This window comes from Polaromonas sp. P4_F4 (assembly GCF_056401355.1).
The window spans coordinates 243,998-260,027 of sequence record NZ_JBFUJO010000002.1; the positions used below are offsets into that span (position 1 = coordinate 243,998).

At 66.6% G+C, this 16,030-nt stretch carries 14 protein-coding genes and 1 pseudogene; 6 read left to right on the top strand and 9 right to left on the bottom strand.

Annotation, left to right across the window (positions count from 1 at the left end; translation table 11 throughout):
- Positions 1–28: 28 nt before the first annotated feature.
- Together AC1DUR_RS03755 and AC1DUR_RS03760 are read right to left on the bottom strand one after the other, a co-directional pair.
- Complete coding sequence (locus AC1DUR_RS03755; protein WP_477721267.1) at positions 29–703, bottom strand: response regulator; 675 nt, start codon at positions 701–703, stop codon at positions 29–31.
- A gap of 229 nt (positions 704–932) precedes the next feature.
- Entirely contained in the window at positions 933–1,439 is a 507-nt protein-coding gene (locus tag AC1DUR_RS03760) for a MarR family winged helix-turn-helix transcriptional regulator (protein WP_477721268.1), read from the bottom strand.
- Between the two features lie 186 nt (positions 1,440–1,625).
- Here AC1DUR_RS03760 and recA point away from each other — a divergent pair, with 186 nt between their 5' ends.
- Together recA and recX are read left to right on the top strand one after the other, a co-directional pair.
- Entirely contained in the window at positions 1,626–2,753 is a 1,128-nt protein-coding gene (gene recA, locus AC1DUR_RS03765) for a recombinase RecA (protein WP_477716466.1), read from the top strand.
- A 124-nt stretch (positions 2,754–2,877) separates the two neighbouring features.
- The gene (recX, locus tag AC1DUR_RS03770; protein ID WP_477721269.1) at positions 2,878–3,351 is read left to right on the top strand and encodes a recombination regulator RecX; all 474 of its coding nucleotides are present in this window, start codon (positions 2,878–2,880) and stop codon (positions 3,349–3,351) included.
- A gap of 40 nt (positions 3,352–3,391) precedes the next feature.
- Here the strand turns inward: recX and AC1DUR_RS03775 are convergent, their stop codons facing one another.
- Positions 3,392–4,768: a sensor histidine kinase gene (locus tag AC1DUR_RS03775; RefSeq protein ID WP_477716464.1), complete on the bottom strand. Its 1,377-nt coding sequence runs from the start codon at positions 4,766–4,768 to the stop codon at positions 3,392–3,394.
- A complete protein-coding gene (locus tag AC1DUR_RS03780; protein ID WP_477716463.1) occupies positions 4,752–5,432 on the bottom strand; it encodes a response regulator in 681 nt (226 codons plus the stop codon). Before AC1DUR_RS03780 ends, AC1DUR_RS03775 begins: the two co-directional genes overlap by 17 nt.
- A 101-nt stretch (positions 5,433–5,533) precedes the next feature.
- Between AC1DUR_RS03780 and AC1DUR_RS03785 the strand changes: the two genes are divergently transcribed.
- The gene (locus tag AC1DUR_RS03785; protein ID WP_477716462.1) at positions 5,534–6,586 is read left to right on the top strand and encodes an ABC transporter substrate-binding protein; all 1,053 of its coding nucleotides are present in this window, start codon (positions 5,534–5,536) and stop codon (positions 6,584–6,586) included.
- On the opposite strand, the gene AC1DUR_RS03790 is transcribed toward AC1DUR_RS03785, so the two are convergent.
- From AC1DUR_RS03790 to AC1DUR_RS03810, 5 genes and pseudogenes are all read right to left on the bottom strand, one after another.
- Entirely contained in the window at positions 6,549–7,067 is a 519-nt protein-coding gene (locus AC1DUR_RS03790) for a universal stress protein (RefSeq protein WP_477721328.1), read from the bottom strand. The two genes, AC1DUR_RS03785 and AC1DUR_RS03790, sit on opposite strands and share 38 nt — an antisense overlap.
- A gap of 9 nt (positions 7,068–7,076) precedes the next feature.
- Positions 7,077–7,766: pseudogene (locus AC1DUR_RS03795) on the bottom strand (TerC family protein); the annotation flags it as partial.
- 18 nt (positions 7,767–7,784) lie between these two features.
- Positions 7,785–9,296 carry a tripartite tricarboxylate transporter permease gene (locus AC1DUR_RS03800; RefSeq protein ID WP_477716461.1) on the bottom strand — a complete coding sequence of 504 codons (1,512 nt, stop codon included), beginning with the start codon at positions 9,294–9,296 and terminating at the stop codon, positions 7,785–7,787.
- 159 nt (positions 9,297–9,455) lie between these two features.
- On the bottom strand, positions 9,456–9,974 hold the full coding sequence (locus AC1DUR_RS03805; protein ID WP_477721270.1) for a tripartite tricarboxylate transporter TctB family protein: 519 nt from the start codon (positions 9,972–9,974) through the stop codon (positions 9,456–9,458).
- Between the two features lie 20 nt (positions 9,975–9,994).
- A complete protein-coding gene (locus tag AC1DUR_RS03810; protein WP_477716459.1) occupies positions 9,995–10,954 on the bottom strand; it encodes a Bug family tripartite tricarboxylate transporter substrate binding protein in 960 nt (319 codons plus the stop codon).
- 207 nt (positions 10,955–11,161) lie between these two features.
- Between AC1DUR_RS03810 and AC1DUR_RS03815 the strand changes: the two genes are divergently transcribed.
- The 3 genes from AC1DUR_RS03815 to AC1DUR_RS03825 are packed head-to-tail and all read left to right on the top strand — an operon-like array spanning position 11,162 to position 16,017.
- The gene (locus AC1DUR_RS03815) at positions 11,162–12,436 is read left to right on the top strand and encodes an ATP citrate lyase citrate-binding domain-containing protein (protein ID WP_477721271.1); all 1,275 of its coding nucleotides are present in this window, start codon (positions 11,162–11,164) and stop codon (positions 12,434–12,436) included.
- 36 nt (positions 12,437–12,472) lie between these two features.
- Positions 12,473–13,270 (top strand): substrate-binding domain-containing protein, encoded by a 798-nt coding sequence (locus AC1DUR_RS03820; protein ID WP_477716457.1) that lies wholly within the window; start codon positions 12,473–12,475, stop codon positions 13,268–13,270.
- Between the two features lie 41 nt (positions 13,271–13,311).
- Complete coding sequence (locus tag AC1DUR_RS03825; RefSeq protein ID WP_477716456.1) at positions 13,312–16,017, top strand: CoA-binding protein; 2,706 nt, start codon at positions 13,312–13,314, stop codon at positions 16,015–16,017.
- Positions 16,018–16,030: the final 13 nt, after the last annotated feature.

Consider the following 16,030-nt stretch of genomic DNA (forward strand, 5'->3'; position numbering starts at 1 on the left):
ACGCAGTGAGCGAACGTGGGGGCACCATTTAATTTGGGATTTTCTCAAGGCAGTAGCCCAGGCCGCGCACCGTCGCAATGCGTATCGGCCCTTTTTCAATCTTCTTGCGCAGGCGGTGGATATAGACCTCGATGGCGTTGTTGCTGACTTCCTCGCCCCACTCGCACAGGCGCTCGACCAGCTGGTCCTTGCTCACCAGGCGGCCGGCGCGCTGCAGCAGCACTTCGAGAAGGCCCAGTTCGCGCGCCGACAGCTCCACCATCTGGCCGTCAATGGTGGCGACCCGCCCGGCCTGGTCATAGACCAGCGGGCCGTGCTTGATGGTGCTGCTGGCGCCGCCCATGCCGCGGCGGGTCAGGGCGCGCACGCGCGCTTCGAGTTCCTGCAGTGAAAAGGGCTTGGCCATGTAGTCGTCCGCGCCGTAGTCCAGGCCCTTGACGCGTTCTTCCACGCTGTCGGCCGCGGTGAGTATCAGCACCGGCAGTGCCGAGCCGCGCGCACGCAGCCTTTTCAGCACTTCCAGCCCATGCATGCGCGGCAGGCCCAGGTCGAGAATCAGCAAATCAAATTCCGTGTTGGTGAGCAGCGCGGCATCGGCCTCGGTGCCGCTCGCTACATGGTCCGCCGCCGCGCCCGACGCGCGCAGGGTGCGCAGCAGGCCATCGGCTAGAACCTGGTCGTCTTCGGCAATCAGAATACGCATGGCTGTCTCCAGATATCAGCCCGCGGCAGGGCCTGCGGACGGTGTTTTTTGGTTCTCCATCAAATTCTAGGCTTTTGCGGTCATGGGTTTGCTTACGAAATAGAGCCCCCACGCTTTTCACTGCGTGTAATGCGCTGCCCCCCGAGGGGGCGCTGCGCCTGCGGCCCGGCTGAGCCGGTTCCGCGGCCCCTGCTGGCCCAGGCGGGGAAGGGCCATCGCTGCTTACCATTCACGCCCCCGCATACGCCTCCAGCCCCAGCGCTACCACCGTCGCCACATCGGCCCCCACCGCCTGCCGGAACTCCTCTTCGGTCTGGCGCACCGCGCGCCGGAAGGCATCCAGCCAGAGCAGGCCCGATTCGGTGAACACCACGCGGCGTGCGCGTTTGTCATGGGGGTCGGGCTGGCGCGTGACCAGCCCCCAGGCCTCGCACTGGTCGACCAGATCGCCCATGGCCTGTTTGCTCATGCCGGCGCTCGTCGCCAGGTCTGTCAGGCGCGAGCCGCCCACCGCCAGGTGCCGCGTGATGTGGATATGGGCGGCGCCCACCTGGTTGCGCGCCGCCAGATTGGACAGTGCCAGCGGCACGTCCGCATTGCTGGCCATCAGTGACAGCACGCGTTCGTCAAAGCGGCGCAGGGCGTGGCCGAGCAGGCGCCCCAGGTGGGTGAGGCGCCAGCCGGGTTCGGCGACACCGGGTGGGCTGGTCATCGCCTGGGCATCCATGTTGGGCATCCGGGTATGGTAGCCCAAGGCAGTGCAATTGATCAGGGAAACTGACTAAAAATATGGTTTACTTATTTTTATAGCGCCCATAAAGTACTGGTCATGCATCCAGCGCTGTAATTAAAAGCAGAAACGACTGGGAACCCTGCAAAGAGTTTGAATTCTTTTAAGTTATTGATTTTCAAGGAGTTTTTTATGGAACTGACCAGCAAGCTGAATCCCGCCCAAAACCCTGCGCAAACCGCCGCCCTGAACACCGAAAAAGCCAAGGCCCTGCAGGCCGCGCTGGCCCAGATCGAAAAGCAGTTCGGCAAAGGCACCATCATGAAGCTGGGTGCTGGCGAGGTGATCGAGGACATCCAGGTGGTCTCCACCGGCTCGCTGGGTCTGGACATTGCCTTGGGCGTCGGCGGCCTGCCGCGCGGCCGGGTGGTTGAAATCTACGGCCCGGAGTCGTCGGGCAAAACCACGCTGACCTTGCAGGTGATTGCCGAAATGCAAAAACTGGGCGGCACCTGCGCCTTCGTCGACGCCGAGCACGCGCTGGACATCCAGTACGCGCAAAAGCTGGGCGTCAACCTGCAGGAACTGCTGATCAGCCAGCCCGACACTGGCGAGCAGGCGCTGGAAATCGTTGATTCGCTGACCCGCTCAGGCGCGGTGGACCTGATCGTGGTTGACTCGGTGGCAGCCCTCACGCCCAAGGCCGAACTCGAAGGCGAAATGGGCGACTCACTGCCCGGCCTGCAGGCCCGCCTGATGAGCCAGGCGCTGCGCAAGCTGACCGCCACCATCAAGAAGGCCAACTGCATGGTGATCTTCATCAACCAGATCCGCATGAAGATCGGTGTGATGTTCGGCTCGCCCGAAACCACCACCGGCGGCAATGCGCTCAAGTTCTACGCGTCGGTGCGTCTGGACATCCGCCGCATCGGCTCCATCAAGAAAGGCGAAGAGGTGATCGGCAACGAAACCCGCGTCAAGGTGGTCAAGAACAAGGTGGCGTCGCCCTTCAAGACGGCGGAGTTCGACATCCTGTACGGTGAAGGCATCAGCCGCCTGGGCGAGGTGCTGGACCTGGGTGTGGCCGGCCACATCGTCGAGAAAGCCGGCGCCTGGTATGCCTTCAACGGCGAAAAAATCGGCCAGGGCCGCGACAACTCGCGGGAATTCCTCAAGGAGAACCCGGACCTCGCGATTGAAATCGAAAACAAGGTGCGCGAGTCGCTGGGCGTGCCGCTGATCGCCGTGGCTGCCGCCGAGACGGGCGACAAGCCGGACAAGGCCGCCAAGGCCGAAAAACCCGCCAAAGCGGCTGCCTGATCCGGCTTTTTACAGGGCAAGTCAGGCGTGGACCTCAAGGTGACGGATGTGGGGCTATGAGAATAATAGCAACTGCGTGCCGCCACAAGCCTTGTACCCGTGCCCCACGCCTGCCGACCGAGCCATGACCTCCGACAAGCCAGCCGCCCCGACGGGCTTCAAGCTCTCGCTCAAGGGCCGCGCCCTGCGCTTGCTGGCGGCCCGCGAGCATTCGCGGGCCGAGCTGGAATGCAAGCTCACACCCCACGAAGAAACGCCGGGCCAACTGGCGCAGGTGCTCGATGACTTGCAGGCCAAAGACTTCATCAGCGAGGCGCGGGTGGTCGAGTCGGTGATCAACCGGCGCGCCGGCCGCTACGGCGCGGCGCGCATACGCCATGAGCTGCTGAACAAGGGGCTGGGCGCGGAGGTGGTGGCCGGGGCGATGGACAGCCTCAAGGCCGGTGAACTCGAACGAGCCCGCGACATCTGGCGCAAGAAGTTCGATGGCCCGGCCCTGGACGCGGCCGGGCGCGCCAGGCAAATGCGTTTTCTGGCGGCGCGCGGTTTTGGCGGTGACGTGATTCGCCGCGTCGTTTCTCAATCAGAAGACGACTAGGAACTAAATGCAGATGGCGGCGCGGGCGCCGTGTTGGCGCCTACCCGGAATCAGCCTCAACGGGCCAGAGCAACTGAATGTGCAGGCCTTTGCCCTCGGGGCCTTCGCCAAGCGATATTTCGATCCGATGGCGATCGCAGATCTCCTTCGCGATCGCCAGCCCGAGGCCGGTGCCTTGCTCGCCGCTGCCGGCGCTGCGGTAGAAGCGCTCGAAGACCTTGAGGCGCTCGTCGATGGGAATGCCCGGGCCGTTGTCGATTACGCACAAGCGGGGCCGCCCATTGTGCCTATCCACCCGAACGGTGACGTGACCGCCGGGCGGCGTGTAACTGATGGCGTTGTGCACCAGATTTGCGACGAGTTCGCGCAGCAACACAGGTTCGCCGCGCACCAGCACAAGCATGTCGCCTTCGAAACCAAGGTCGATTGATTTCGCCCGCGCCAAAACCAGCATCTCGAAGGTCTGATTGCGTGCCAGTTCGGCAAGATCTATTTCTTCGATGTCGAGTGTGCGACCGGGTTCACTCCGTGCCAGGCTCAGTAGCTGGTTCACAAGTCTCTGGGTCGATTGCGTGGACAGGTGAATGCCGCTGACCACGGTGCGCATGTGGTCAAGGTCGGTCTGTTGCAAGGCGTGATCGACCTGGGCGCGCAGCACGGTCAGTGGCGTCTTCAACTGGTGTGATGCGTTGGCGATGAATCGCACCTGGGCATCACTGAGCTGCCGCTGCCGTTCGGTATGCGCGTTGATCGCATGGATCAGGGGCGCTACTTCGCGCGGGACGCTGCGCGTGTCGATTGGCGTCAGGTCGTTCGCGCCGCGCGCGCGTACCTCGTCGCGTAGCCGTTTCAAGGGGGCCAGGCCGCGCTGCACGCCGAAGGCGATGAGCGCGGCCGCCGCTGTGATCAGCAGCAACTGCATTGCCGCCGCATCGGAGACGATGCGGCGCGTAAGCTGGCGCCGGGCGTCCATCGTTTCGGCCACCTGCACGATCAGGGATCGGGGCGCCATATCGTCCACCACCAACCAGGTCAGCGCCACCACGCGGATGTTCTGCCCCTTATAAACTGCGTCATAGAACAGCGGCTCGGTGTCTGGCTGCGTGGCCGGCGGCGGCAGGTCTTTGTAGCCGGTGATGTGGTGGCCATCGGCAAGGCCGGCGACGCGGTAGAAGATACGGTCCTGCGCGTCGGTACGCAGCATTTCCAGCGCAGCATAGGGCAGGTCGGCCACAACCTGGCCGTTTTCCACACTCAGGCGCTCACCGATCACGAGCGCCGAACCGAGCAGCGTGCGGTCATAGGCTTCGTGAGCCTGCGCCAGGCTGCGCAGGTAGCCAATCGTTGACGCCAGCATCCACAGCCCCAGCGTCGGGATCAACAGCCAGCGCAGCAGCAGGCTACGCAGGCGCGTCATCGGCAACCTCAAGCACGTAACCGAGTCCGCGCAACGTGTGAATGGCCGCGCCGCTGCCGTCGATCCGGCGGCGCACACGGTGCACATAGAGCTCCAGCGCGTCGTTGCTGAGGACGGCGTCGCTGGTGCACAGGCGCTGGGTCAGCAGCAGCTTGTTGACCGGCCGGCCCGCGTGGACGATCAGGGCTTCCAGCAGGTCGTGCTCGCGTGGCGGCAAGTCCAGGTGCCGCGTGCCGAGCGCGAAGCGGCGCGATACCGTGTTGAATTCCAGCGCCGCCACGCGTAGCACCGCGTCGACCGAGCCGATCGAGCGCCGGTGCAGGGCGCGCAGGCGCGCTTCCAGTTCGGAAAGGTCGAACGGCTTGGGCAGGTAGTCGTCGGCACCGGCGTTCAGGCCCTGAACCCGGTCGTGGGTGTCGCCGTTGGCAGTGAGTACCAGCACTGGCACCTTGTCGCCGCGCTTGCGCAGGCGGCACAGGATTTCGAAACCACCCATGCGCGGCAACGCCAGGTCGAGCACCACGACGTCGAAGCTGCGTTCCTGCAATAGCGTATCGGCCAGCACGCCGTCGGCGCAGGATTCGACCTCGATGCCCAGCACCCCGAGCGATTGCTGCAGCGTCTGCACCAGTTGCAGGTGGTCCTCGATCAACAGGATGTGCATGGCGGGCTGGATGAATCACCGTCGACAGGGCCGGGGGTGCCCCGGGGCTCACGCAGGCGGTGCAAGCGTGCACGGTGATAATACCTCCCAGGAGACTTACGATGCCATTGAACCGCAGGGTGATCGGGGCCGGCTTGCTGGGCCTGGCGGCAAGTTCCATCGCGGCTGCGGCCGTCAGGGGCGGCGCCAGCGCGGCATCGGGCGCCCAGCGTGTGCGGGTTCTTGCGGCGACGGACCGGCACGCCATCGAGCCGCTGATCGCCGATTTCGAGCGCCGGCACGCCGGCCTGCAGGTAGACTACATCGAGCTCGGCAGCATGGCCCTGTACGAGCGCTTCCTGCGCCAGGGCGACGATGCACCCGATCGCGCCGACGTGCTGTGGAGTTCGGCTATGGATCTGCAGATCAAGCTGGTCAACGACGGCCACGCGCAGCGCTACGAAAGCCCGCACGCGCCAAACTTGCCCAAGTGGGCGGTCTGGAAGCACGAAGCCTATGGCACCACCCATGAACCGGTCGGGATGGCCGTGAACCGCCAGCTGCTGGCGGCCGGCGAAGTGCCGCGCACGCGTGCGGCTCTGGCCGCGTTGCTGCTGGCCGATACGCCGCGCTGGCGCGGCCGGGCCGCCACGTTCGACATCGCGCGGGCCGGTATCGGGTTCCTGGCCGCGGCGCAGGACGCGCTGGCCTCGCCGCGCTACTGGGAGCTGGTGCGCGCCCTGGGCCAATGCCAGGCACGCCTGCATACCGGCACGCAGGGCATGCTCGAAAGCGTGGCGGCAGGCGAAGCGATGCTCGCCTACAACGTGCTGGGGAGCTATGCGCAGGCGTTCGCGCGCAGCCAGCCGGAGATCGGTGTCACCTATTTCCAGGACTACACGCTGGTGGTCTCGCGAGTGGCCTTCATCGCCCGCACCGCGCCCAATCCGCAAGGCGCCCGCCTGTGGCTCGACCACCTGCTGTCGGCGCCCGGCCAGGACCTGCTGGCTGCCGGCGGCTTGCCCGCCGTGCGGACGGGCGCCATGCAAAGCCCGCCGCAGGGCATCGCCTTCAGGCCGGTCGCGCTCGGCCCCGGCCTGCTCGCGCACCTGGACCGCAGCAAGCACGACGCGCTGCTCAAGCGCTGGCAGCGCGAGTTCGATCCTCAGCGCTGACCGACGCGGCGGTGCGGCCGAGGTCTGAAGCCCTGACGACCAGCACCGGGACCGATGAATGTTCCAGGGTACCGGTGGCCACCGATCCGATCAGGCCCGCCGTGTGCGAGCCCAGGCCGCGCGAACCCATGACGATCAGGTCGCAGCCCACGGCGGCCGCCACCCCGGCGATGGTGGCGCCGGGGTCCCCGACGCGCCGATGCTCCTGGAAGGCCAGGCCTTCGGCGCGCAGCCGGTCGCGCGCCGGCGCCAGCGCCTGCTCGCCGCGCTCGCGGTGGTAGTCTTCGAGCGTCTGCACCGCGACAAACGAGGCCACGTCGCCCGACAAGGGCCGCTGCACGTTGACCAGGTGCAGTTCGACGCCCTCGGGATCGCTTAGGTTCTGGCGCAGCACCAGCAGCTGATCGAGCGCGCGGGCCGCGCCCGGTGAGCCGTCGGTCGCCAGCAGGATGCGGCGCAGCAGCCCGGACACCCTGGGCACGACGGCAGGCGCGCTGGCGAGCCGTGTGGCGGCGGCGCGGCCGGCAATGGCCTTGCCGATCAGCATGACGCTGACGGCCCCCGTCAGCGGCGCCGCGTAGTGCAGCCACGCCGCCTGCGCGTCGATCCAGGCCTTGACCAGCGGGTCGCCGATCGCCATCTCGCCCGCGACCCAGCCCAGCAGCGCGGCGCCGATGGTGATGATGGACGGGAACCGTTCCATCAAGGTCAGCAGCAGCCGGCTGGCGAAGACCACCAGCGGGATCGAAATGGCCAGGCCGACGACCAGCAGCAGCGTGCTGCCCTTGGCCGCCGCCGCGACGGCGATCACGTTGTCCAGGCTCATCACCAGGTCGGCCAGCAGGATGGTCCGCACGGCCGCCGCCATGCTGGTGTTCGCGCCGCCGTGGCCTTCGCCTTCCTCTTCCGGCACCAGCAGCTTGACGGCGATCCAGAACAGCAGCACCGCGCCCACCAGCTTCAGGAAGGGCAGGCGCAGGAGTTCGACCGCCACGATGGTCAGCACGATGCGCATCACCACCGCCGCGCCGCTGCCCCAGGCCACGGCGCTCTTTTGCTGGGCGGGCGGCAGTCCGCGCGAGGCCAGCGCGATCACCACCGCGTTGTCGCCCGACAGCACGATATTGATGCCGATGATCTGCATCAGCGCGATCCAGAAAGCAGTTGCTCCGAAGTCCATGGTGTAGTTCCCTCCTGGTCAGACAGTTGCTGCGAGCTGCCGCCGCCTGGCCATGGCCGTCGTCACGCGGGGCAGCACCAGCACGCAGGCGATGATGATCAGCATGGCAATCGACATCGGCCGCTGCAGGAAGACCGTGAAGCTGCCCTCGCCGATGGACACCGCGTTGCGCAGCTGCGCCTCGGCCAGCGGCCCCAGGATCATCCCCACCACCACCGGCGCGGTCGGGAAGTCGTAGCGCCGCATCACGATGCCCACCAGGCCGATGCCGTACAACAGCACCAGATCGAAGGCGCTCTGGCGCATGCCGTAGGCGCCGACGGTGGCGAAGATCAGGATGCCCGCGTACAGCTGCGGCTTGGGGATCTTCAGCAGCTTGACCCACAGCTTGACCAGCGGCAGGTTCAGGATCAGCAGCATCACGTTGCCGATATACAGCGAGGCGATCAGCGCCCACACCAGCGCGGCCGATGTGGTGAACAGCTGCGGCCCCGGCTGGATGCCGTAGTTCTGGAACGCGCCCAGCAGGATGGCCGTGGTGTTGGAGGTGGGGATGCCCAGCGTCAGCAGGGGAATCAGCGCCGTAGTCACCGTGGCGTTGTTGGCGGCCTCCGGCCCGGCCACCCCCTCGATGGCGCCCTTGGTGCCGAACTCGGCGCGGTCTTCTCCCTTGGCCAGCTTCTTCTCGGTCGCATAGCTCAGGAAGGTGGGGATCTCGGTGCCGCCGGCCGGGATGCAGCCGAAGGGCGCGCCGATGGCCGTGCCGCGCAGCCAGGCCGGAATCGAACGCTTCCAGTCGCGGCCCGTCATGTAGACCTTGGTCAGCTTGTTCTGCGTGTCGACCACCCGGCCTTCGTACATGGCCGCATACAGCACCTCGGCCACCGCGAACAGGCCGACCGCCACGAGCACGATCTCGATGCCGTCCAGCAGTTCGGGCACGCCCATGGTGTAGCGGGCCTGGCCCGAGATCTGGTCCAGCCCCACCAGGCCTACCGCCAGCCCGATGAACAGTGCCGTCATGCCGCGCAGCGCGCTGGAGCCGAGCACGGCGCTGACTGTGGTGAATGCCAGCACCATCAGCAGGAAGTATTCCGGCGGGCCGAGCTTGACCGCGAACTCGGCGACGAAGGGCGCGAACAGCGTGACGACCACTGTGGCGATGGTGCCGGCCACGAAGGAACCGATGGCCGCCGTGGCCAGCGCCGCACCCGCCCGCCCGCTCTTGGCCATCTTGTTGCCCTCCATCGCCGTGACCATGCTGGCGGTTTCGCCCGGCGTGTTCAGCAGGATGGAGGTGGTCGAGCCGCCGTACATGGCGCCGTAGTAGATGCCCGCGAAGAAGATCATCGAAGCGGTGACTTCGACCTTGGCCGTGATCGGCAGCAGCATCGCCACGGCCACGGCGGGGCCGATGCCCGGAAGCACGCCCACCGCCGTGCCCAGCGCACAGCCGACCAGGGCCCAGAGCAGGTTGGCCGGCGAAATCGCCGTGGCAAAGCCTTGCAAAAGCGCGTTCAGGATGTCCATGTCAGTTGCTCCACCGCGCTGCGCGCGACCCGTGACTCAGGTAACGGATGTCATTGCGGGCTCGACCCGCAATCCACGGCAGCGCGCCTGGACGCCACGATGGATCCCGGGTCGAGCCCGGGATGACAAGGCTTGATGGGGTCGGTTTCATTTCGGCTTTCATATCCAACCCGTTGTGGTGAGGCCCGGCAGGTTGATCGCCAGGAATTGGGTGAAGGTCCAGAACACCGGCGCTGAAATGGCCAGGCCCGTCGCCACGTCTGTCGCCACGGTCTGCGGCTTGCCGGCCGGCTGGCCGGCTGCGCGGCGCAGCCCCTGCACCGCGAGCACGTAGCACATCGTGCAGCTGAGGATGAAGCCCAGGGTGGTGATCAATGCCGCGTTGGCCAGCAAGCCGGCGGAGACCCACGCAAAACCGGGCCGATAGCCCTGCTCGGCGCCCGAGGGCTCTCCCATATTGCGATAGCCGCCCATGCGCGCCTCGCGGACGATCAGCACGCCGCACAGCGTGAGCACGCCGGCCACCAGCCACGGCAGGAAATTGGGCCCGATGCCGGAGTAGCCGGCGGCCGAGGGGATGGACACCGCGCCTGCGGCCAGCGCCACCCCGATCAGCCCGATGGCTGCGCCGACCAACGTCTGCGGCAGCGAATTGCCGGATGCCTGTTGTCGTGTCATTGTCTTTCCTCCTTTGCGCGTCAGACCATGCCCGACTTGACCATGGTCACGCGCATGCTGGCGAACTCGTCGTCGACGAACTTGTCGAAGGCCGGGCCGCTCAGCACGGCCGGCGTCCAGTTGTTCTTCTCCAGGGCCTCGGCCCAGAATTTGGTCTTGAGCGCGGCCAGCACCATGTCGGTCAGCGCGTTGCGCTGCGCGGGGCTGATGCCCGGCCCGCCGTACAGGCCGCGCCAATTGCCGATCTCCACGTTGATGCCCTGTTCCTTGAGCGTGGGCACGTTGATGCCCTTCAGGCGCTCGCCCGACGTCACCGCAATCGCCCGCATCTTGCCGCTGGTGATGTACTCGGCCAGCTCGCTGTAGCCGCCGCCGCCGACCGTCACGTTGCTCCCCAAAATGGCCGCCGTGGCTTCACCGCCCCCGCGGAAGGCCACATAGTTGATCTTGGCCGGGTCCACGCCGGCCTCGCGCGCGATCATGGCAGCCGCGATGTGCTCGGTGGAGCCGCGCGAGCCGCCGCCCCACTTCACGCTGCCGGGGTCCTTCTTGAGCTGGGCGACCACGTCGGCCATGGTCTTCAAGGGCGAGCTGGCCGGCAGGGCGAACACGTTGTACTCGCTGGTCAGGCGCGCGATCGGCGTCGCCTGCGACAGGCTCACCGGCGGCTTGCCGGTGATGATGCCGCCCAGCATCACGGCGCCCATCACCATGAGGCTGTTCGCGTCGCCCTTGCTGCTGTTGATGAACTGCGCCAGGCCCAGCGCGCCCGCGGCCCCGCCCTTGTTGTCGTAGCTCACGCTGTCGGCAGCCTTGGCTTCCTGTATTGCCTTGCCCAGAGCGCGACCCGTGGTGTCCCAGCCACCGCCGGGGTTGGCCGGAATCATCATCTTGAGGTTGACGCCGGCCCGCGCTGCGAGCGGCCATGCGCCGGCTCCCGCCAGCGCCAGTAAAGATTTCATGAATTCATCGCGACGCATGCTTGTCTCCTTGAAAGGTGCGGCCGATCTTGCTGCCGGCCCGCAGCGCCAAGCTTTCGGTGCGCTTTCAAATTGCGCGCGGCGAACTCGGTGGTTTCCCCAATCGGGTAATCGATAGGGTGCGATGAAAGGGTTTCGAAAGCGGCCCGGCGCGGCCGCCTCCTAGCATTCGCTACACATTCGAGCCACTCACAACGAAGGACAGCAATGAACGTCACCGGCATGCTGCACGGCGCCCGTCTCCTCAAGTTGGCGGGCTTTCCGACCCCGGAAATCCTGGGCCCCGACGCGAGCGAGTCGGCCATCAAGGCGCTGATCGCCAAACACGGACAAGTCTTTATCAAGCCGGTCTTCAAGGGCGGCGTCGGCAAGAAGGGCAAAGCCGGCCTGGTGGGCCGCGCCACCGACCTGAAAACCGCGCTGGCGGAGAAGGAGCGGCTGTACTTTTGCGAACACCGCCACGGCCACCAGTTCGCCAAGTCCAACGGCGTCACCTTCGAGGCCGGCGTTCCCGCCGAGCACGAGGTGTACTTCTCGCTCACCGACAACACGCGCTTTCGCGCGCCGACGATGACGCTGACGCACCACGGCGGCGTGGACATCGAGGAGCTGGACAAGACGCAGATCGTCAGCGTGCCTTTCAACCCGCTGACCGGCCTGAAGGCCTTTGTCGTGGCCAACGCGTTGTCCGAGCTGAAGGCGCCCAAGCAGATCATCTCGCCGCTGGTTCAACACCTGCCGAACCTGTGGGACCTGTTCCACGACTACGGCATGACCACGCTGGAGCTGAACCCGATCCGCCTGCGGCCCGACGCCAAGGGCCGGCTCACGCCGGTGGCCTGCGACTTCAAGTGCGGCTTCGACCGCGACGACCCGCGCTGGCAGCGGCTCGATCTGCCGACCGACCTGTTCGCCGCCGACTATTCGGACTTCGAGCAGGAGATCAACCAGCTGCGCACCTACCAGGGCCAGAGCGACGTCTACATCATCAACGACAAGGGCACGATCCTCGCGCCCACGTTCGGCGGTGGTGCGAACTCGCTGGTCACGCAGATGCTGGGGGACGACGCCATCATCTCGTCCGATTTCGGCGGCAACCCACCGTACGAAAAGATGAAATCGGTGGCACGCATCTGCTTCAAGCATTGGCTCAAGCAGTCGAACGTGCTGTTCATCATCGGCGGCAAGAGCAACAACACCGACATCTTCGAGACCTTCCGCGCCATGGCCGATGCGCTGCGCGAGCACTTCGGCAAATACGGCCCGCAGCCGCTGTACTTGGTGGTGGGACGCGGCGGGCCGAACCTGGTGCGCGGCATGGGTGTGCTGCGCGACACCTGCGATGCGCTCGGCATCCCCTACCGGATCTTCGGCTTCGATTCGGCGATGAGCGAAGTGGTCGACTACGCGCGCCGGGTAGACGCCTGGATGAAGGCCGGCGGGCGCCAGCAGGTGGCGACCGCGATGAACCTCGCCGCCTGACCGCACTCCTGCGGCCGCACTTCAGTGAGCTCAAGGATGAACCCAATGTCCCTCTTTCGACGCGCCACGCTCCTGTTCGCCGCGTTGGCGCTGGCGTCTTGCAGCGGCCTGCCTGCCAAGCCTGAGGCGAAGACCCTCCATGTGATGACTTCCGGCGGCTTCACCGCGGCCTACAACGAACTCGTACCACGGTTCGAGCGCGACACCGGGCACAAGGTGAACACCGCCTATGGCGCGTCGATGGGCGCGGCGGCGGATTCGATCCCGAGCCGGCTCGGGCGCGGCGAGCCGGCCGACCTCGTGATCCTCGCCCGGCCCGCGCTCGACGCCCTAGTGGCGCAAGGCCACGTGGTGGCGGGCAGCCAGGTCGATCTGGTGCGCTCCCTGATCGGCTTCGCGGTGCGCACCGGAGCGCCGAAGCCCGATATCAGTACCATCGAAGCGCTCAAGCGCGCACTGCTCGATGCGCCGTCGGTCGCCTATTCGGCGAGCGCGAGCGGCGTGTACTACGAGACCGAGCTTTTGAAGCGGCTGGGCATCGAGGAGCGGGTGTTACCCAAGAGCAGGCGCATTCTGAGCGAGCGCGTCGGCACCGTGGTAGCGCGGGGCGACGCGGCGCTCGGGCTGCAGCAGGTCAGCGAACTGCTGCCCATCGAAGGCATCCAGTTCATCGGCGTGCTGCCGCCCGAGGTGCAACGAGTAACCGTGTTCTCCGTCGGCATTACCGTGAAGGCGCGTGAGCCCGAAGCGGCGCGGCAATTGATCGCCTTTTTCAGAGCGCCGACGGCGGTACCGCCGATCGTCAAGAGCGGGCTGGAGCCGGCGCCTCAATGACCGCGAAAGCGGACCCGAAAGCGAACGAAAGCGAGAGCGACATGACTCAATTCAGAAAAAACGTGGGCGGTTTCAAGTACTTCACCGGTATCGAGTCGCTGGCCCAGATCGCGACCCGCGAGGACCGTGTGTGCGTGCTCAACATCCTGGGCGGGGAATCCAGCGAGGTCACGCCGGTCGGCCACGCCTGGAGCGGCGGCAACGTGGTGTTCGGTACCTCGCCTGGCAGAGGCGGCCAGGTGCTGGAGACGCCTCACGGCAGCATCCCGGTCTACAACAACGTTCGCGAAGGCCTGGAAGCCGGCCACAGCTTCAATTGCGGCGTGGTCTACCTGCCGCCGAGCGCTGCAGACGACGGCGTGGTCGAGCTGATCCGCGTCAATCCCGAGCTCACCAAGATCTTTATTCCCACCGAGAAGATGAGCGTGCACGACGCGCGCGAGATCCGCGCGATGGCGCAGGCGCGCGGCATCGATATCTTCGGCGGCAACAGCCTGGGTGTGGCGGATTCGTGGAACCAGGTTCGCATCGGCGGCGCGCTCGGGGGCGACAGCCCGGGCGATACGTTGAAGAAGGGCTCGGTAGCCATCCTGTCCAACTCGGGCGGCTTCACCACCACCATCGCGCAGTACCTGCGCATGGGCGGCTGGGGCACCACCACGCTGGTGTCCTCGGGCAAGGACGTCTACATCCACTATGCCGCGCCCGAGTTCGCCTTCGCGCTGGGCAACGACGACCGCAGCAAGGCAGCGGTGCTGTACTGCGAGCCCGGGGGCTACTACGAGCTCGACGCCGAGTTCACCAAGCCCGTGGTGGCCTGCGTGGTGGGGCGCTGGAAGAGCAAGCTCACACGCGCCGTCGGCCATGCCGGCGCGATGTCGGGCGGCGGCGACGACGCGGCCTCGAAAGAACGCTGGTTCATGGAGAAGTTCGGAGTGGACGCGCTGTATACGCCCGAGCGGCCGGTTTGCTCGGCCAAGGGCGCGGTGGTGACCAACATCGCCGACATCCCCGCGGCGCTGAGTGCGGTGATGGCCGCCAACGGCGTGAAGCCCGACTTCGCGCCGGAAGGCACGATGGAGCTGAAGGCCTGGTTCGGCTCGAACGCGGGCGCGAAGCTTCCATCCGAGCTGGACCTGCCCACGGTGCGCGCGGTGGCGCCTTACGACGTGCAGGTCAAGTCGCTGGAGTTGCAGGTCGGGGCCACGTTCGCACGCGAGGCCTTGAAGGACGCCTCGGGCGTCTCGCAGATGGACGCCAAGACGCAGGTCACGCGCCTGAACGGCGTGTCGGTGCTTGACGCGGCGCAGTACACGCTGGAGGGCAACGTCGGCCTGGCCCTGCTCAAGGAGCCCGGTGGCGAGAACGACCGCAAGCTGGTGAGCGTGGCGGTGGGCGCCTGGCTCAACCTGCATGGCGATGCGACGCTGGCGGCGGCGCAGGCCGCGCGGGAGGCTGGCAATGCGCCCAACGCCGTGCTGGCCGCGGCTCTCGCCATCGTGGGGCCGCGGCGCACCGAGCCGGCCCGTGCGATCGCGCACGAGCTGATCGCGCGCTTCTCGGCGGCGGGCCTGAAGGACGCGCTCGACGAAAGCTTCACCTTTGGCGGGCTGTTGGAGAGCCCAGCGGCGGGTATGGTGAGAACCACACCCGACCCGCGCGCCCAGGCGATGCTCGACGGACTGCGCGCCCGTGGTGCGCGCTCGGTGTTCGTGCGCTTTCTCGAGCGTCTGGGGGGCTACCCCACCGCCGATGCCGTGCTGGCCGCCATCACCACCACGCTGGGCTGGGGCCCCCTGATGCGCAAGCGCGTGTCGCGCCTGACAGTGGAATGCCTGCCTGCGTGGATGCAGCTGTTCGGCACGTCGATCGGCGCCTCGGTCGAGGCGTCACGGCACGAGCCGACGCGCTTTTGCGGCATCTCCGAGGCCGATCTGCTGGGTGCCCGCTCGCTCACCGAAGTCGCCTGCGTCGCGCTCCTGCATGCCCAGCCGCGCCCGGGGGACCTGTTCGCCTTCCAGACGCTGGTGGGCCTCTTGCTGTCGAACGGCCCGGGCACGATCTCCGCCCAAGGTGCCAAAGGGGCGGTGTCGTCCGACGGGCCGGAGCAGCCTGAACGCGTGCAGCTCAACAAGGGGATGATCGGTTTTCTCACCCATTGCGGCTACGCGCACGGGGGCAACGGCTACGAAGGCGTGGCCTTCCTGCTGGAGCAGTTCAAGGACAGCGGCCTGACCGATCCGGGCAGCCCGTCGCACGGCGCGGACGTAGGCGCGCTGGCGGCGCGCTATGTCGAGTCCTATGCACGCTACAAGGCCGACAAGAAGACCAGCGGCAACCTCGACATCCAGAAAATCCCCGGCGTGAACCATCCCGTGTTCAAGGACAAGCCGGTCAATCACGATCCGCGCGAAGTCTTCATCGCCGAGCTGATGGCCAGCCGCGGCGAGCACAACGTCTTTCACGAGTTTTATCGCGCGCTGGTTCAAAAGCTCTATGACGAGGGCGTGTCGCGCAACGTGTATTGCGTGAACATCGACGCGGTGATCGCCGCCTTGCTGCTCAAGACCGTGTGGCCGGCGTACCGCGCCGGCACGATCAAGGCCGATGCGCTGGAGACGGCGGCGTTCACGATCTTCCTGTACGCCCGCATGCTGGGCTGCGCGGCCGAGATCGACGATCACCTCAACCGCGGCCGCAACATGGACACGCGCTCCGCCGCGTCGGCGTGCCGCTTTCTGGCCTGACCCACGGAGACTG

What these genes read in the sequence shown, in the direction of transcription:
- AC1DUR_RS03780 (WP_477716463.1), bottom strand. Translation starts at nt 5,432, where the DNA reads ATGCACATCCTGTTGATCGAGGACCACCTGCAACTGGTGCAGACGCTG.
- recA (WP_477716466.1), top strand. Translation starts at nt 1,626, where the DNA reads ATGGAACTGACCAGCAAGCTGAATCCCGCCCAAAACCCTGCGCAAACC.
- recX (WP_477721269.1), top strand. Translation starts at nt 2,878, where the DNA reads ATGACCTCCGACAAGCCAGCCGCCCCGACGGGCTTCAAGCTCTCGCTC.
- AC1DUR_RS03820 (WP_477716457.1), top strand. Translation starts at nt 12,473, where the DNA reads ATGAACCCAATGTCCCTCTTTCGACGCGCCACGCTCCTGTTCGCCGCG.
- AC1DUR_RS03785 (WP_477716462.1), top strand. Translation starts at nt 5,534, where the DNA reads ATGCCATTGAACCGCAGGGTGATCGGGGCCGGCTTGCTGGGCCTGGCG.
- AC1DUR_RS03800 (WP_477716461.1), bottom strand. Translation starts at nt 9,296, where the DNA reads ATGGACATCCTGAACGCGCTTTTGCAAGGCTTTGCCACGGCGATTTCG.
- AC1DUR_RS03775 (WP_477716464.1), bottom strand. Translation starts at nt 4,768, where the DNA reads ATGACGCGCCTGCGTAGCCTGCTGCTGCGCTGGCTGTTGATCCCGACG.
- AC1DUR_RS03825 (WP_477716456.1), top strand. Translation starts at nt 13,312, where the DNA reads ATGACTCAATTCAGAAAAAACGTGGGCGGTTTCAAGTACTTCACCGGT.
- AC1DUR_RS03810 (WP_477716459.1), bottom strand. Translation starts at nt 10,954, where the DNA reads ATGCGTCGCGATGAATTCATGAAATCTTTACTGGCGCTGGCGGGAGCC.
- AC1DUR_RS03815 (WP_477721271.1), top strand. Translation starts at nt 11,162, where the DNA reads ATGAACGTCACCGGCATGCTGCACGGCGCCCGTCTCCTCAAGTTGGCG.
- AC1DUR_RS03760 (WP_477721268.1), bottom strand. Translation starts at nt 1,439, where the DNA reads ATGCCCAACATGGATGCCCAGGCGATGACCAGCCCACCCGGTGTCGCC.
- AC1DUR_RS03755 (WP_477721267.1), bottom strand. Translation starts at nt 703, where the DNA reads ATGCGTATTCTGATTGCCGAAGACGACCAGGTTCTAGCCGATGGCCTG.
- AC1DUR_RS03805 (WP_477721270.1), bottom strand. Translation starts at nt 9,974, where the DNA reads ATGACACGACAACAGGCATCCGGCAATTCGCTGCCGCAGACGTTGGTC.